Consider the following 15,814-nt stretch of genomic DNA (forward strand, 5'->3'; position numbering starts at 1 on the left):
ACAACAAATGTATCAACCCAATCTTTGTTCCACATATTCCCTCCGATGAAATGTGGCGGTCACCCATTAGTAACAGACGACCTTTACGTAGATTGGTTCAAATAAAGCAAAAACTGTTCCTTATTTATGGAAGCAAGCCCGCGTTTTTCTGGGAAGAGAGGCGCACGCTATCCGGCTGTTCCGATAACATCTTGATAAAACAGTCAGCCATCGACCATGTGGTGACAATTCCACTATCAAGCATATTTTTTATCGCATCATAGCCTTCTTTGCCTTTCATGGTATAAGCGCTTGATGTTCCGGTATAAACGCGATTTTCATCCAATGCCTCTCCCGCAACCATTACATTAAAGACACGTTCTCCTTTTGGTAAAGTTGCGTCATATTGAAACTCAAGTTGCGAAGTGTAGGGATAACTACCAGAGCCCGTGCCCTGTACACCGTTGCTATATGCATTATCGAGCGCGCCTTCCAGTATTTTTGGAATGTCGATACCTTTAATTCGATACAAACCAATCGGCACAGCGAACGGCAACAATTTTCCTGCAACATCGGCAACCGACACCGCACCAACACCTAGTGAATTGCGAACGCCTCCCGCGTTGTGCATAGCAAAATCTACCTTATGCCCCAGACTCTGCATCGTATACAAAAATGAATGAGCGACTAAGGGAGCAAGTTGGCTTGGACCAAGTTCATCTGGCAGTCGAACATGACGTAACTCGGAATCTACATGGGCTATCGTCTGATTTTGTAATGCTCTTACTTGAGGCTGGTATTTTTCAGCCAGTATTGCTTTTACCTCAGGATCTTTTTTTACCACAACCACATAGTCATGAGCATGGATCTGTTGCTTAATTTGCTCAATATCGCTTGCAGAATGCTCGCCGTGAACATCCATAAATACGCGACGTCCAACCAACAGCTCATTTCGCCCTTCAAAACCCTTAACTTGACCGTTCGCTGCAAAGTCGATTCGACAATGTCCAAGTGTCATCGAGTGATGCCCAGCTTGAACAACGTAAGTCCCTTTGATTCGAACACCATAATTTTCTTGAGACTTGATTCCTAACGAAGAAAAGTCACCCTGTAACACATGACTATGCCCACCAATTATGAGTCCGATGCCACTGACTTTTTCAGCAAGCGCTAGATCGGCTTCGTACCCCATATGACTCAACAGAATGACTTTATTGATACCTCGGTCGTGAATCGCATCTAGCGTTGCTTTTGCGGTAGCGACACAAGGCTCAAATGTGGTGTCGCAATCTGGGTTTGCGATATCAGCCATCTTATCGAGCGACAAGCCAAAGATTGCGACTCGCTCGTCACCGACCTGCTTTTCAATCCATTTCGCGGATTGTGTATGTTGGTCAAAATCCATCAATTTCGGATGAGATTTAAGCGGGTACTGTTTACGTAGTTCAGCGGAGACGTTCCAATTGCCAGCGAGAAGAGGAAAATCTATCTCACGCACAAATTTGCCAACCGGCTCGTTGCCCATATCAAGTTCGTGATTGCCAAGCGCCATTGCATCAATACCAAGCGCATTCAACATGACAGCGTTAGCCTCACCTTTAAATAGCGAGAAATACAAAGTGCCTTGAAAACAGTCTCCAGCATGTAAAAACCAAAAGTCATCGCTGGTGTGAGAGTTCTTTAGCTGCTTAACGCGAGCTGCGATACGTGCAAATCCACCAGCGCTAACATATGGCTGACATTGATACCCATTGTGGGCAATGCTTAACGCAAGTGACGTGGGGTCAAAGTAAGAGTGTGTATCATTGATGTGCGCTACTGTGAGCGAAAGAGGCTTATTGTTTTTTGTCATCGCATCTTCTCTTTTATCGTACTAGTGATGGTAGCGCGCTTTATGTGACATTCCAATGAATTTTATGAAATCACATACCGACATAACAGGTCTCTTTATGATGTTAATCACACTAATATTCAAGTTTGTTAGAGAAAGAAAAACCGCTAACCGGCTGAAATTACTTAGTCATTTATGAGTTTGATTACAGTTGCTTTGTAAAAAGCGACTTATAATTGAAGTAGATAGTATGAATTGGTTGGGAGAAATGGATGAAGCTAGAACGTATTGATGTTTCCGGCTTTCGCGGAATCAAACGCCTCTCCATTGCGCTGGATGATCTCACTACGCTCATTGGAGAGAACACCTGGGGCAAGTCTTCTTTGCTCGACGCGTTGAATGTGGCGCTTCCTGCCGACGGACGAATTTATCCATTCGAAATGAAAGACTTTCACGTTGATCACGCTGCGGCACATCCTCAAACACAACATCTACAGATTGTACTTTCTTTTGTTTCTACTGAACGTAACGAAACCTTGTCGGGACGCTACAGAAAACTCAAACCGATTTGGTTTCAAGACGAAGATGGCACAAATCGCTTCTATTACCGCATCAGTGCAACGCTTGATGGCTATGACATCACTCAGAAATACAATTTCCTAGACCCTGAAGGCGCTCCACTGATGCTGCATCATTCGGAAAAAATTGCACAAGAGCTCATGACGTTGCATCCGGTCATACGATTGCGCGACTCTCGCCGTTTGTACCAACAGGAAGGCTTAAACAATGGTAATCCCGTCGCTGCAAGCAGCATTAACGGCAATGGCAACGGAAATGGCTTGAACGCTCGTTCTGAAAAACGGATCAATAATACGGTTAGACGGTTAATGGCCATTCCTGGTCACGTCAATAAGGGGGAAATTAAAAGCAGTCTTACATCGATGAAAGCTCTAGTAGAGCATTACTTTTCATTCAAAAGTCATTCACGTAAGACGACCAAAGGACAACGCGACGGAGTGTTTTTCTCTCGCCCTAACAGTGAACAAAATCTTGCCCAGGTCATAGACGAAACCAAAAACCATCAAACACGACTCCTGTTACTTGGTTTGCTTAATGCCTACCTCCAAGCTAAAGGACCGAATGAACTACGCCGCTGTGCGCGTCCGATACTCATAATAGAGGATCCTGAAGGCCGCTTGCATCCTACTCATTTAGCTCGCGCTTGGAGCTTGTTGCAAATGTTGCCGATGCAAAAAATACTGACGACTAACAGTAGCGATTTACTGGGTGCCGTTCCTTTGCCATCTATCAGACGCTTAGTGAGGCAATCTGACAAAACCATCACCAAATCCTTGGCTACCAATAGTCTCACCAAAGATGAACTTCGTAGAGTCGGCTTTCATATTAGATTTCATCGTTCCCGAGCCCTATTTGCGCGTTGTTGGCTACTGGTTGAGGGTGAAACGGAAGTATGGCTGTTCAATGAACTTGCCAACCAATGTGGATATAACTTAGCAGCCGAGGGAGTACAAATCATTGAGTTTGCCCAATCAGGGCTAAGATCGCTCATCAAGGTAGCAAAAGCCTTTGGTATTGACTGGCATGTGGTTACCGATGGTGATGCAGCAGGTAAGAAATACGCGGCAACCGTACTTCATCAACTGGACGGCGAGCATCCACGTCATCACCTAACCGAGCTACCGGACAGAGATATTGAGCACTATCTCTACGTTCATGGATTTGAAATTTTCTTTAGGGATCTTATCAAAATCCCTCATGACCACCCTATCCCTCCTAAAAAAGTGGTGGCGCGAGTGCTCAAGAAGTTTGCTAAGCCTGACTTGGCGCTAGCTATCGTCGCAGAGTGCGAAGAGAAAGGTGTCGACAGTATTCCTGTTTTAATACGGTGGATCTTAAGAAGAGTTATCACAATGGCTAACGGCAACACTTAATCGGTGATGAGTTTAGAGCTAAGAAAAAGACCCTATCAGAAATTCTGATAGGGTCTTTTCAATAGAATACAGGCGTTAATCAATCATTCGCCAATGCCGTCTTAGTGTTGCTCGCCTTTGAATTACTGGTGTCCGAACCACTATTACTAAGCTGTTTGTGCAGCCAAAGGCCGCTCGCTTTCATTGCATAACCAAACAAGCCACCCAATACCAAAGATGGAACCACGAGTTGCCAAGCGCCATCAGCGGCAAATGTGGCACATGCACCTATAAAAGTGCCAGGGATATACTGAAGCCACGCTCGTTTAGCTTGAATACACATGAAAAATGACACCAAAGCGGTCATTACGTACCCAGCGATTTCCATATTGATCAGTGACGAGCCATGAATGATGACCATAGCCCAAACGACGCCCGACATATTAGTCAGTAAGCTTTGCGCAAGCCCCGTTACACCATCTTTTGGTGACGCAAAGTAACTGGTGCATCCAAGGAAACCAGCCCAGGACAACAGCCCCAATGACAAGGCTGCCCACCCCCAAATACCAGAAAGAATGCCTGTTGTAACAGAAATAGCGATTAACGGACTCATATCGTCGACCAATAATTGATTCAATTTCAATCTAAGGTAACGAATATAGACTCATATTTAAGCGATCAAAATCACAACAAAAGACATTGCGTACATTTCATTACATCAAAACAGTGATCAAAATCACTAAAACACTGATGGTTTGCCCTTCATCATTCTTAATCCCTCACGTTTAACACATTCCACAAGCGGGTTTTCCGTCATGTCAGCGCGCCAAATAAAGGACAGAGTTCGCTCCATTTCCAGCTCAGGTACATTTAATGCGACCAGTTGACCGGATTCTACAAATCGCTCGACATCCAAGTAAGGCAAACACGTTAAGTACTGACCATTGGCCACCATACTTCTCAGTACAGGCACGTGTTCATACTCTCGCCATACATCCAAATCGGCAATAAGATGATGAATTGAACTATCAAAGATCTTTCGCGTCCCTGAACCGTGCTCTCTCAATACCCAGCGCGCTTGCTCTAACTGAGCCAAACTGACACGCTCTCTGCGAGCAAACGGATGATGCGCTGAAGCAACGACGGTTAAGTGGTCTCTACACCAGATTTCTTGGTGAATGCGATTGTCATCGCAGCGCCCTTCGATGATGCCAAGGTCGTATTTATAATCTAAAACGCCTTCGATAACAGAATCTGTACTCTTTACCCCGAGCGAAATACGCATCTCTGGAAAATCGTTATCAATAACGCTGATAAGGTCTGGAACCAAATGTTCAGCTGGCGTTTGGCTGGCACCCAACTTTAACTCACCGCTCAACAAGTGTTGTTCATAAAAACCCATTTCGATTTGCTGAGCATCTTGCAACAAGCGCTTGGCTTTCGGTCTTAACCAAACACCCCAATGGGTTAATGCCATTTGCTTGCCTTGCCTTTCAAACAACGGCCTACCAAGCATTTTTTCTAGCTGTGCCAATGACATACTCGTTGCGGATTGTGTCAAAGCCAATTTGTCAGCAGCTTGACTCACGCTTCCCGTATCCGCTACGGCATCAAAAACGGCAAGTTGTTTTAATGAATATCGCATCCGTTTTCCTTTCACCACTTAAATCTTAAAACACTGTGTTTCATAGCAAATCCTGAACTGTTTCAATCAGTTTCTCTTATGTTGAGGTTTCAACGAAAAATTACTGTTGTTTTTTTCATCGATTAAGAATCTCAACACTCGCTAATCTCTCACCAAAAAACAGTACGTTATGGACTTTAGGCCTTATTCTACCTTGTGCAGACAAGTTATCAATATTTCTGATTTAGATTTTAAATATTATCAATTTTACCACTACCCACCAATGCCCTTAATCTAGATTCGAACACAGCACGGGGCTCTGTTCTCGCACTTTTATCTCAATCACTTTTGTTTCAATCAAGTAAGGGGACATGAAATGGGCGATTCACACACTAACGAGGTTAAGGAGTAAGGAATGGCATCGGCTAGCTCCGAAAACAATCTGCTCTTCTCGCCATTGGAAATGATGGCAGAAGCTGAAAAGTTCGCATTAAGTAAAGCTAAAAAAACCAGTGGAATGACAATGAGCTTAGCCATTATGGCAGGCGCCTTTATCGGCTTGGCATTTCTTTTCTACATCACGGTAACGACGGGAAGTGCAGATGCGGGATGGGGCTTAAGCAGGCTAGCAGGCGGTCTTGCATTCAGTATGGGGTTGATTCTCATCGTGATATGCGGTGGCGAATTGTTTACCAGCTCGGTGCTCTCGAGCATCTCTTGGGCAAATAAACAAATTAGCTTTAGCAAAATGCTTTCAATTTGGGGAAAGGTTTACGTTGGAAACTTCATTGGCGCAATGTTCTTGCTTTTGATTGTCTCTGCCGCAGGGCTTTACCAAATGGACAATGGTCAATGGGGACTCAACGCTCTGCATATTGCACAGCATAAATTGCATCACACATGGGTACAGGCTTTCGCTTTGGGCGTTCTATGTAACCTACTGGTGTGTTTAGCAATTTGGCTAACGTTTAGCAGCGCAAATGCGATGACCAAAGCCGCAATGACGGTTTTACCCGTCGCGATGTTTGTCAGCAGTGGCTTTGAACACTGTGTCGCAAACATGTTTATGGTCCCACTGGGCATTGTGATTCAAAACTTTGCAGGTGCTGAATTCTGGGCAGCAACGGGCACAACCCAAGCGCAGTTTAGCGACCTAACACCGATTCACTTTTTAACGAACAACCTTATACCAGTCACGCTAGGAAACATTATAGGTGGTTCGGTTTTGGTCGGACTTGCCAACTGGAGCATCTACCGCAGACCACAACTAAAAGCAGCAAACGTAACTGCAATTACACAAACCACTGAACTTACGTCAGTAAAGGAGACGCAAATGAACAACAACATCATCGTAAAAGACATCATGAACACTCAACCAGTAACACTAAGCGTAGAAATGCCAACAGCTGTTGCTCTAGATACACTTTTGGATCACAACCTAACAAGTGCACCAGTGACGGACATCGAAGGTCGTTTGGTTGGTTTCTTCTCTGTACACGATGTGATGGTTGATTTGTGGTGCCAAGACTACATCCCTGAGCAAGGTCAGAAAGTGGTCGACCTAATGAGCCGTGATGTTGTCGCTATCAATGCGTCAGAGAAGTTGGTCGACGTGGCTGAATTTCTTTGTATCGATAAAGAGCAGTTGTATCCAGTAAGTTCAATGGGCATCGCCACAAGCTTCACGACTCTTTCCCTAGAAGAACGTGCTAAAGCGATGAAAGTAAACAAACCACACGTGTTGCCTGTATTAGAAGATGGTGTCTTGGTTGGCGTTTTATCAAGAGCTGAAGTAATGAAAAGTGTCCGCCCTATCTACGGCGAGCGCTTGAATGTTGTTGAACGTGAGCTTGAATCTGCGTAATACAACACACCCTTTTTTGGCTAGGAAATAAGTCGTTTGGCCGAAAAAAGCCCCGGTGTAAAAACCGGGGCAACTTAGTTTTAAGCCATTTATATAGTTTTGACGCGTGACGTTATGTTGCGTTTAGTTCATATTCGCTGAGATAACCAATGACAATTACTTAAAACGGTAATGTACGCCAGCACCTGCAGATAGTTGAGATTTAGAGCGTTTGCCTGCTGTTTCGTAGTTTACTGTTGTCGATGCAGACCAGTTTTGAGAGAACTGATAAGCGCCACCAAGAGCTAGAGCTTGTTTAGAGCCTGCAGCACCAATACCGACTCCCATCGCAAATTCGCCAGCGTTTTGAACCATTGGGCGTGCGTTAGTTACAGCGTGAGAAGTTGCGACAACACCGTCCATACGGTCTTCTAGGTCTAGCATCTTGTCGCCCATCTTCTTCATTTCAGTTTCAAGGCCAGCAATCTTCTTGCTGTTTGAGTTAATCTTACCATCTAGCGTGTTATACGCAGTATCAGCCTGTTTACCAACTTCGTTATAGATGCTGTGCATGTCATCGATAGTTACTGGCGCTTTTGGATCTGGTAGTGGTGCAGGATCGTTGTTTTGCTTTTCTTCAACCTTAACCTTCACTTGACCTTCGCTGTGAGAATCAACTGAAATGTGAGTTTCTTTACCATTTTCGTCGAAGCCAATAATCTTAGCGCCGCCATCTTTAGTAGTAGTGATCTGACCTACTTGTTCACCAGTGCTGTTATTGAAAACTTGACCGTCATCATTAACAGTAAGATTGTTTTCATCTAGATGTTTACGAGTAGCATCTACTACGTCAGCAGCATCAAATACATCGTAATCAGGGTTTGGATTATCTTCGATAACTGTGTTGCGGCCCGGATCAACTGGAAGCTCTTTAGCTTCTGGACGCTTGCCATCGATGTGAGTAATGCTTCCATCTTTGTCTACACGAACTTCGTAAGAATGACGCTCACCATTTTTACCAGCAGGTTCGTTTTGATCAACGACAACGTACTCACCAGAACCATTGTTCTTGATTGTAGCAATGTGGTGGCCGCCTTTAGTGTAAAGGTAAGTATTACCATACTTACCTTCTACAGGTTTAACGTCATGGGAAGCTAAATACTTTTGCACATCTTCAATAGAACCAAATGAGTTAGTAGCAGCCAAGGCTGGCATAGCGAAAACAGAAGTAAGTGCAAGTGCGATAAATGTCTTTTTCATAAAATAGGTTTCTTCGTATCAATAAGGAAAATAGGAATTTGTTATCTGGCGACTCTCCTTTCGCCTTATTCAAACGCGCAGTCATCCATTGGAGATAACTACGTGTTTCTGCATGCACCCCATTACTGCCCGGTGCTTGCATCCGTCGTGCTCGCTTCGAACACGGAGCGCATCCTATTGATAAAAAAGTTTCGTGAGTAACCTATTGATGTTTAAATTACTTAGATAAGCGTTAGAAATGAAATTAGGGTCTGAAGTCAATTGGTTGAATTTAAGGAATAAAAAAAGCCCCAAGATTCTACTCGGGGCTTGATTGGAAGTGATTGTCGAAACTACTTCAGAACACCCTCTACATGCAGCTCCATGTCAACGTAGCTTGATGCGCCCATGACTGGGATTTTGAAGTCAGCCAATTCTAGGCGAGTAGTACCGTTGAAGCCTGCACGTTTTCCGCCCCAAGGGTCTTGACCGGCACCAATGAATTCCGCTTCAATAGTAATAGGCTGTGTTACACCATGTAGAGTAAGCTCACCCATTACATCTAGCTTGCCATCGCCATTGTCTTTTACGCTTGTGCTCTTAAATGTTGCTTCTTTGAATTTACCTGCATCGATAAAGTCAGAGCTACGAATGTGCTTGTCACGCTCTGCGTGGTTTGAATCAAGGCTTGTTGTATCAACGACAACGTTCACTGATGACGCTTCGACGTTTGCTGGGTCGTAGCTAAAATCACCAGAAAATGTGTTAAAACGGCCTTTGATAAAGCTATAACCTAAGTGGCTCACTTTGAAGTTGATTGAAGCGTGAGCACCTTTAGTGTCGATAGCGTAGTCTGCAGCGTTTGCACCTAGTGGCAATAGCATTGCCGCGGCCATTCCAGTAGCGATTAGTGTCTTTTTCATTTCGAAACTCCTAACATTTTCCGAAGAGTGTTGTCTTTGTTTATAAAGTGATGTTTCAACGCAGCTAGTGCATGACCAGCAGCGGCAAGTATGACGAACCAAGCAGCATAGAAATGCACTTCGCCCGCAATGTCTGATTGATTTGGGAATAGTTCACCCAAACCTGGCACGGTAAACCAATTAAAGACGTCTATACCGCGACCATCTGAGGTAGAAATGAGATAGCCACTCGCAAAAATGACAAACAAGGCAACGTACATAGCGATGTGGCCAACTTTCGCCCCCACTTTTTCAAACTGATTGCCTTCGACCTTTGGTGCTATGGTTATGTGTTTCCAAACCAATCTAAATACCGTCGCCATCGCAAGCAAAATACCCACCGAACGGTGCCAGTCCGGGGCTGTTTTGTACCACTGACTGTAATAAGTCAGGTCAACCATCCACAGACCTACAGCAAACATGCCTATCACCACGATAGCAGAGAGCCAATGTAATGCTCTTGCTACAGGGTTGTAGTTTTTTACTTCTTTTACCGCCATCGTTAATTCCATGATTCCGCGTGAATTACCTGTTATGTTAACAACTCATCAACCTATAGGACACAGTATTTACTTAAATTGACAGTTTAACGACAACACTCCATTGATGAAGTCATTCAATATTTTTGAACATGTTGAAGCTTCCTTATTCGATGCACACGCTGTGAAGTTATAAGTCATCCGGCATCTCAATTTCGTAAAGCTCATCTGCAATATCGGCAACACGTCGATCCAACACGCCCTTCGCATCTTCGAGTCCTTGGTTGTAAAAGGCGGGTCCAAGTTTTTTTATCAAAAAGTCCAACAGGAATTCGGCATCAAATTGTCCCAATTCAGCTTCCAACTCGCGCTCAAAGTAGTCTTGTAGCTCTGATACAATTGCCGCCCTTTTCTTAGTATCAAACATGCTTAGCCTCGTTTTTTGTTACAAATTTGATTACCAGTTTGGAGGATAACGTAATGATTTCAAACCTAAATGGTAAATTTACATATTGGATCACACACCAAACCTCTAGCACGGATCTCATTTTCAAACATTATTGTATCTCTTGGTTTCATTTCTGATACCCATAAACTACACTATGAGCGAACATATGGAGGAATCATGGATTACGGCTATCAAGAGCGCATAGTAGCGCTGCTCAAGGCAAACAAAATCACCAACCACGAACTTGCGGAAGCCATCGGCAAAGGAAAAGCCACCATTGGTCGATATCTAACAAAAGGCCCTACACGGACATACCCATCCATAGAAGATTTATCGCTAATCGCCTCCTACTTTAATGTGCAACCTCACTGGCTGTGCTTTGGCGTCGGCAATCAAAACACCGACCCGAGTGAACTCAACAAGGCTGCAAGCAGCAGTGCGACTATGTTGTCGGTATACAGCCGAGCAGAAGTAAGCGAACTCCTTGAGACAGGCACAGCAGCGAGTAAAGGCTCTATCCCCGTCCCTCCTGAATATAAAAACTGTTTTGCTGTGTTGTATCCAGTTGGCGGGGGCGTTTCCTACAAATGGGACTGTGTAGCGTTGGTAAATCGCGAGTTAGAGTGGATCAATGACGATATCGTTCTGGCTCGCTTACCGGGTAATCCACACCCAGACTTTTTTACTTTGGTTAAGGTCGGTACCACTATTCATGTCTGGTATGGTGACGACACGTCGAAGAACGCAATACATCAGGTTCAAGACGATGAAATTGAGATTTTAGGCGTAGTACGTTGGGGCACTTGGGAAAAACGGATTTAGGAAGCCAGTATGGCCTGAGTTCAAATCAGGTCATTCGTGCAAAGACAAGGAATGAGTCATGCTTCTCGACACAGTGGTACAGAGTTTTAAACGGTTCCAAACCGATTGTCAGGCGCTATGTCTTCAGCACTATCCTGCCGTACACAATGGCGGCTTAACGAGTCGCCACCTCTCTGCAGCTTTCGCTCGGCGACTTAAAGCAGACATAGAGCAGCATGCACTTGATGTGAGTATCGCTCCACTCGATGAAGAAGGTAATAGCCAGTTACGTTGCGCCTATCGCGTTTGTACACCTTATGGCACCATTTGGGTATTGGCGTATCACTTTGTAAACGGAAATCAAACCAGTCGCGAGCATGTCTTTTCTTTAGTTCAAGAATGGTTGGCGGAATATCAATACGCCGTCCAAAAGCGCGATCTTTTGGTCGTACTCGCCGATCACTGGCTGAGCCGGTGCCATCAGAGTCGCTCGTTGATTAACTGGTGGAGTGATGAGCTCCCTGAAGACGACAGCCATTACTTAAAACAAGGTGTCAAACTGCTCGGTTCTGACACATCTATGAGCCAAGAACTATCTCAGCGCTGTCAACTGTATCCAAGTTACCTGACCTACCTGCATCCGTTAACCAAACCTTGCTCCGGTGAGCGGGTGATGAAATACGTCCAGCTTTACGCTGTAGCAACACTCTAACTCGCCTGCTCTGCGAGTTATCCACCAACTTTACCTTCGCTCCATTTGTCATTAAAGCTTCATCAAAACTTTTCATAGTGGTTTTACCCATTTGCTCGCTACAAAGATCGTGAAAAGTTTAAAACGCTATCAATACGAAAAGTATGCCGTACTTTGCAATCTCGCTTACCCAAGAGTGTTTAAGCAAACACGATATGGTTTTGACCCTAATGGGCAACGCATAGTGGCAAATCGCTATGGTAAAACTGTGGTACGAATATTGTGGAGTAAAGACAAAGAAGAAGCCGTCATCGTAATAAAAGGCTCGCATAGCCTGACCGATTGGCTGCTCACATTTGCTATGTGGCAACGCCATTGCAAAGCATTTGGCTTGAATTATCGAATCCACGCTGGTTTTCATTACATACTCAACCAAGAGAGCCAACCCACTCATAAAAAAGATCGCCTTGGCATTAGCTTGTTCGAACGAACCATTGAAATTGCTTCGGCGCTCATTGAAAGTGGTAAACGCGTGACTATCACCGGTCATTCTTCTGGTGGCGCTATCGGCTGTGTCATTGCTGATGCACTGGAACAAAAATACCCAAAATCAATAAAGCGGATCGTTACATTTGGTCAACCAGCTATAGGTAACCATAGCTTTAAAAGGCGTTTTCGGCTCGCTCACAAAACCTATCGAGTCTGCTGTGACTTGGATGTGGTAACCTTCTTACCTCCACTCCCTTTGCTGTATTGGCATGTGGGCAAGGTATTATGGCTCTACAACGGTCGAATCTATGAAAACACTCCTACTCTAGTTCGTCTCGGTCGCTCTTTAGTATCATGGATTATTCGACCGTTTTCTTATCACTTAATGAGCAAATATATTCGCAATAAAGACTTCTTTGATGAAAGGTAAAGTGAGAGCGAGTTCAAACTTTCGGTATAAAGCCGACTGTAACTTAGTGAAATTTCAATTACCCTCATTTTCTAAGCAAACTTGATCTAACTCACTCATCGCACCGATAAAAACTGTAACCATCTAATTTATCAATCTTTATGTCCCAATTTTGAATAATAAACTGTACAGATAATCGCCAGAGGTTAGATTTACTAGAAATTTAAGTGATACCGGTCGAGACTTCTATTCACTGAACAGATTTGACTTGTTTGGCAACCATGACAAGATGTGGAACATAATTAATCGTTTTGTTAGACCATGCTTTTAACCGAAAAACACCAGTTCAACCAATGTATCCGTATCGACGATACCGGCTGTTGCATTGCTCAGTACAAAGACCTGACGCTGAAAAGTGTGTTTCAACCTATTTTTAACGCAGACAATGCCATTATTGGCATGGAAGCACTGGTCAGGTTGGTGGATCTCAATGGTGATCCCATCCCACCTAATCTTTATTTTCAAAACGATCAGATTACCCTGGCAGATCAGCTCAACGTAGATAGATTGAGCCGCGCTATCCATCTTCGAAACTTCAGCATGTCGCAATATCGAGAGCGTCTGATATTCCTTAACTTCTTACCAATTTCTAGCGAACGTCTTGCTGCGGAAGGGATACGTTCTTCGTTATTGATGTCACGTCTAAAAGCATTGCAGCTTGATAGCCGGCGTGTGGTAGTTGAACTCGTAGAGCTCACAGCATTTAGCCCTAAATCTCTAGCTTCTGCTGCAAAACACTTAAATGAAGAAGACTTTTTAATTGCCATTGACGACTTTGGCTGCAAAGAATCCAGCCCAGAACGCGTTGCTCAAGTTAAGCCCAATATCTTAAAGCTCGACAGGCAATTGCTGGTTGATTATATGGGTGGCAACCCTCAGTCACTGCTGAGCGGGATTAAACTGGCAAAAGCGTGTAACGCGAAAACCGTGATTGAAGGCGTTGAGACCGCAGCGCAGCTTGAGGCCATGAAAGCGCTTGATATAGATTTTTACCAAGGGTATCACCTCGCGATGCCGCAAACGCTCTACCCCCGTCTTAAATTAGTCAGCTAGAAACGTTTACCCAACATGAAGGTAAAACCTTCGCGAGTTTTGCCACTTTGAGCCATTAATGACGCTTCCCAATTGTCAGTGAACTCTTTTTGCATACCCACCATGGTCGACCAGCGACTTGACGTTTGCGTCGCGCTAAAGCGGATATCACCCAGCTGACCTTTAAGCTGGCGCTGATAGTCTTGATATTGACCTCCCACCACAATGCGCCAGCCACTGTCACCAATATTGAACCCGATCAGCGGCGTCACCACCAACGCATCTAGACTAACCCCAACACCCGATACCGACGTTGACACGTATTGAGCATCAATGGTTGTGAAGAACTGTTTATGACCATAGGCCAGTGTTGTGCCAACCGCTGTAATAGTTGAAGACGTTGCCATACCGTTTACTTCAAGGCGGGCTAAATTACCATTTGAAAAATCGCTAACGCCAATGGAAATATCCGAAGAGGTCACCGCTTTTCCTATCATGGCGTTAAAGCCCCAAAATGGCAGTATCCAGACGTCACCACGTAAGGCAACAATGCTCGTGGTATTCGTTGTATTGCTGCTACCATCGGGGAGAATGTCATCAACAGGTTCGCCATCGATTTTAAAATCCCCCAATTGCATCAAATCTTCTTGCTGATGGGTAAACAGTGACAAGCCAACTGGTTTTGGCAGTTTAATACCCATATCCCTAACCCTGTCACCAAAGAAAGGCAAAGTACGACCGTAATCTTCGTCCTTAACACCCGTATCATCATTCGATATAACCGGTGACACGTAACTTACAGAGAGCAAGAGAATATAAAAGGGAACTAGGGCTCGTTTCATTGGATTGGAATTCTATTTAAAACAGGGAGCGCGATACTATCAGGGAGTCACGAACAAAAATAATTCTGATTTTGTATGCAAACAACCTTGAAAATCACTGATTTAAATACAACTTAATCAGTTCAAGGAGAGAGTTTATGGAATCATCATCAAGTTATTTCTCGCGAGCACTACAAGGATGCATTGCGATGTTGCCGCTGAGTTTAGCGGTTGTACCGTGGGGATTTTTGGCAGGCTCATTTGCTATCGACTCCGGGTTAACGCCTATGGAAGGACAAGCGATGAGCGCGATTTTATTTGCTGGTGCCGCGCAGCTTGTCGCGATGGGAATGATAAAATCCGGTGCCACACTGCTCACTATGGTCGTTACCATCTTTTTTATCACATCACGCCATTTTCTTTATAGTTTGTCGATGCGTAACCACATTGTCGGTCTGCCGATTCGCTGGCGTTTAGCTCTTGGATTTCTGCTTACCGATGAACTATTTGCCCTCTGCGGTCACCATAAACCAGAAAAGTTTGATCGCTGGTACGCGCTCGGTGCAGGTCTTTCCTTCTATATTATTTGGAACATCGCAACTCTGGTTGGCATCGTCATTGGTGCGCAGATCCCTAACTTACAGCAGTACGGGCTTGAGTTTGCGGTAGCCGCGACATTTATTGCTATTGTCGTACCAAACATCACGACACTGCCGATTTTTCTCGCTGCTGCTTCTGCCCTAATCTGTTCAGTTATCTTCGCAGCAATGGGCATCGAACTTGGGCTGGTGATATCGAGTATTGTCGGTATGACGGTTGGGTATTTAAGTGAGGAGAAGCTAAAACGATGACTTACTTAATCATTGTGGTGCTGACAGCCATCGTATTTTTGAGCCGCTATTTGTTTCTAGAACCCAAAGTTCCGCTTCGTATTAGTAGCAGCGCGCAGCGATTTTTAGCCTACGCTAGCCCAGCAGTTTTAACAGCGATTTGGGGACCAATTGTATTTTTGCCTCACGGTGAGCTGGCATTGGAAGATAACCTGCCTTATCTACTCGCCGCGACCTTTGCCATTGTCTTAGCTCGGATTATTAAAGACGTATTAATCACGACCATAGTTAGCATCTTAGTGTTTCTCGTCTTAAACTTGTGGGTATTCAACCACTAATCGCTGA

Annotated in this window: 16 protein-coding genes; 8 read left to right on the forward strand and 8 right to left on the reverse strand. The window is 44.4% G+C overall.

Annotated elements, in window-relative coordinates; genetic code table 11:
• Window positions 1–124: 124 nt before the first annotated feature.
• A complete protein-coding gene (locus tag PG915_RS23405; protein ID WP_353499357.1) occupies window positions 125–1,831 on the reverse strand; it encodes a bifunctional metallophosphatase/5'-nucleotidase in 1,707 nt (568 codons plus the stop codon).
• Window positions 1,832–2,082: 251 nt separating this feature from the next.
• Between PG915_RS23405 and PG915_RS23410 the strand changes: the two genes are divergently transcribed.
• On the forward strand, window positions 2,083–3,762 hold the full coding sequence (locus tag PG915_RS23410) for an ATP-dependent endonuclease (RefSeq protein ID WP_353499358.1): 1,680 nt from the start codon (window positions 2,083–2,085) through the stop codon (window positions 3,760–3,762).
• Between the two features lie 79 nt (window positions 3,763–3,841).
• Here PG915_RS23410 and PG915_RS23415 read toward each other — a convergent pair whose 3' ends face one another.
• On the reverse strand, window positions 3,842–4,354 hold the full coding sequence (locus PG915_RS23415; protein WP_353499359.1) for a DUF1097 domain-containing protein: 513 nt from the start codon (window positions 4,352–4,354) through the stop codon (window positions 3,842–3,844).
• A gap of 126 nt (window positions 4,355–4,480) precedes the next feature.
• The gene (locus PG915_RS23420; protein WP_353499360.1) at window positions 4,481–5,386 is read right to left on the reverse strand and encodes a LysR substrate-binding domain-containing protein; all 906 of its coding nucleotides are present in this window, start codon (window positions 5,384–5,386) and stop codon (window positions 4,481–4,483) included.
• A 394-nt stretch (window positions 5,387–5,780) separates the two neighbouring features.
• On the opposite strand from PG915_RS23420, the gene focA reads away from it, so the two are divergent.
• Window positions 5,781–7,229, forward strand: a complete 1,449-nt coding sequence (gene focA, locus PG915_RS23425) for a formate transporter FocA (RefSeq protein ID WP_353499361.1) — start codon at window positions 5,781–5,783, stop codon at window positions 7,227–7,229.
• A 156-nt stretch (window positions 7,230–7,385) separates the two neighbouring features.
• Here focA and PG915_RS23430 read toward each other — a convergent pair whose 3' ends face one another.
• The 4 genes from PG915_RS23430 to PG915_RS23445 form a co-directional block, all read right to left on the reverse strand.
• Entirely contained in the window at window positions 7,386–8,468 is a 1,083-nt protein-coding gene (locus tag PG915_RS23430) for a YadA C-terminal domain-containing protein (protein ID WP_353499362.1), read from the reverse strand.
• Window positions 8,469–8,800: 332 nt separating this feature from the next.
• On the reverse strand, window positions 8,801–9,370 hold the full coding sequence (locus PG915_RS23435) for a YceI family protein (protein WP_353499363.1): 570 nt from the start codon (window positions 9,368–9,370) through the stop codon (window positions 8,801–8,803).
• On the reverse strand, window positions 9,367–9,909 hold the full coding sequence (locus PG915_RS23440) for a cytochrome b (RefSeq protein WP_353499364.1): 543 nt from the start codon (window positions 9,907–9,909) through the stop codon (window positions 9,367–9,369). Before PG915_RS23440 ends, PG915_RS23435 begins: the two co-directional genes overlap by 4 nt.
• A gap of 169 nt (window positions 9,910–10,078) precedes the next feature.
• Entirely contained in the window at window positions 10,079–10,315 is a 237-nt protein-coding gene (locus PG915_RS23445) for a DUF2164 domain-containing protein (RefSeq protein WP_353499365.1), read from the reverse strand.
• Between the two features lie 198 nt (window positions 10,316–10,513).
• On the opposite strand from PG915_RS23445, the gene PG915_RS23450 reads away from it, so the two are divergent.
• The 4 genes from PG915_RS23450 (at window position 10,514) to PG915_RS23465 (ending at window position 13,839) form a co-directional block, all read left to right on the forward strand.
• Entirely contained in the window at window positions 10,514–11,158 is a 645-nt protein-coding gene (locus PG915_RS23450; protein ID WP_353499366.1) for a helix-turn-helix domain-containing protein, read from the forward strand.
• 58 nt (window positions 11,159–11,216) lie between these two features.
• A complete protein-coding gene (locus PG915_RS23455) occupies window positions 11,217–11,849 on the forward strand; it encodes a hypothetical protein (RefSeq protein ID WP_353499367.1) in 633 nt (210 codons plus the stop codon).
• A 109-nt stretch (window positions 11,850–11,958) separates the two neighbouring features.
• On the forward strand, window positions 11,959–12,747 hold the full coding sequence (locus PG915_RS23460) for a lipase family protein (RefSeq protein ID WP_353499368.1): 789 nt from the start codon (window positions 11,959–11,961) through the stop codon (window positions 12,745–12,747).
• Between the two features lie 300 nt (window positions 12,748–13,047).
• A complete protein-coding gene (locus PG915_RS23465; protein WP_353499369.1) occupies window positions 13,048–13,839 on the forward strand; it encodes an EAL domain-containing protein in 792 nt (263 codons plus the stop codon).
• Here the strand turns inward: PG915_RS23465 and PG915_RS23470 are convergent.
• Entirely contained in the window at window positions 13,836–14,660 is an 825-nt protein-coding gene (locus PG915_RS23470; protein ID WP_353499370.1) for a hypothetical protein, read from the reverse strand. The two genes, PG915_RS23465 and PG915_RS23470, sit on opposite strands and share 4 nt — an antisense overlap.
• 137 nt (window positions 14,661–14,797) lie before the next feature.
• On the opposite strand from PG915_RS23470, the gene PG915_RS23475 reads away from it, so the two are divergent.
• Window positions 14,798–15,490: an AzlC family ABC transporter permease gene (locus PG915_RS23475; protein ID WP_353499371.1), complete on the forward strand. Its 693-nt coding sequence runs from the start codon at window positions 14,798–14,800 to the stop codon at window positions 15,488–15,490.
• Window positions 15,487–15,807, forward strand: coding sequence for an AzlD domain-containing protein (locus tag PG915_RS23480; protein ID WP_353499373.1), 321 nt, complete (start codon window positions 15,487–15,489; stop codon window positions 15,805–15,807). The genes PG915_RS23475 and PG915_RS23480 overlap by 4 nt, the downstream gene beginning before the upstream one ends.
• Window positions 15,808–15,814: the final 7 nt, after the last annotated feature.

The sequence above is a fragment of the Vibrio sp. CB1-14 genome (assembly GCF_040412085.2).
Lineage (GTDB): Bacteria > Pseudomonadota > Gammaproteobacteria > Enterobacterales > Vibrionaceae > Vibrio > Vibrio chaetopteri.

Excerpts from the sequence above, each read along its gene's own strand:
- PG915_RS23455 (WP_353499367.1), top strand. The coding sequence starts at position 11,217 with ATGCTTCTCGACACAGTGGTACAGAGTTTTAAACGGTTCCAAACCGAT.
- PG915_RS23430 (WP_353499362.1), bottom strand. The coding sequence starts at position 8,468 with ATGAAAAAGACATTTATCGCACTTGCACTTACTTCTGTTTTCGCTATG.
- PG915_RS23470 (WP_353499370.1), bottom strand. The coding sequence starts at position 14,660 with ATGAAACGAGCCCTAGTTCCCTTTTATATTCTCTTGCTCTCTGTAAGT.
- PG915_RS23410 (WP_353499358.1), top strand. The coding sequence starts at position 2,083 with ATGAAGCTAGAACGTATTGATGTTTCCGGCTTTCGCGGAATCAAACGC.
- PG915_RS23465 (WP_353499369.1), top strand. The coding sequence starts at position 13,048 with ATGCTTTTAACCGAAAAACACCAGTTCAACCAATGTATCCGTATCGAC.
- PG915_RS23445 (WP_353499365.1), bottom strand. The coding sequence starts at position 10,315 with ATGTTTGATACTAAGAAAAGGGCGGCAATTGTATCAGAGCTACAAGAC.
- PG915_RS23475 (WP_353499371.1), top strand. The coding sequence starts at position 14,798 with ATGGAATCATCATCAAGTTATTTCTCGCGAGCACTACAAGGATGCATT.
- focA (WP_353499361.1), top strand. The coding sequence starts at position 5,781 with ATGGCATCGGCTAGCTCCGAAAACAATCTGCTCTTCTCGCCATTGGAA.
- PG915_RS23480 (WP_353499373.1), top strand. The coding sequence starts at position 15,487 with ATGACTTACTTAATCATTGTGGTGCTGACAGCCATCGTATTTTTGAGC.
- PG915_RS23405 (WP_353499357.1), bottom strand. The coding sequence starts at position 1,831 with ATGACAAAAAACAATAAGCCTCTTTCGCTCACAGTAGCGCACATCAAT.
- PG915_RS23435 (WP_353499363.1), bottom strand. The coding sequence starts at position 9,370 with ATGAAAAAGACACTAATCGCTACTGGAATGGCCGCGGCAATGCTATTG.
- PG915_RS23450 (WP_353499366.1), top strand. The coding sequence starts at position 10,514 with ATGGATTACGGCTATCAAGAGCGCATAGTAGCGCTGCTCAAGGCAAAC.
- PG915_RS23420 (WP_353499360.1), bottom strand. The coding sequence starts at position 5,386 with ATGCGATATTCATTAAAACAACTTGCCGTTTTTGATGCCGTAGCGGAT.
- PG915_RS23415 (WP_353499359.1), bottom strand. The coding sequence starts at position 4,354 with ATGAGTCCGTTAATCGCTATTTCTGTTACAACAGGCATTCTTTCTGGT.
- PG915_RS23440 (WP_353499364.1), bottom strand. The coding sequence starts at position 9,909 with ATGGCGGTAAAAGAAGTAAAAAACTACAACCCTGTAGCAAGAGCATTA.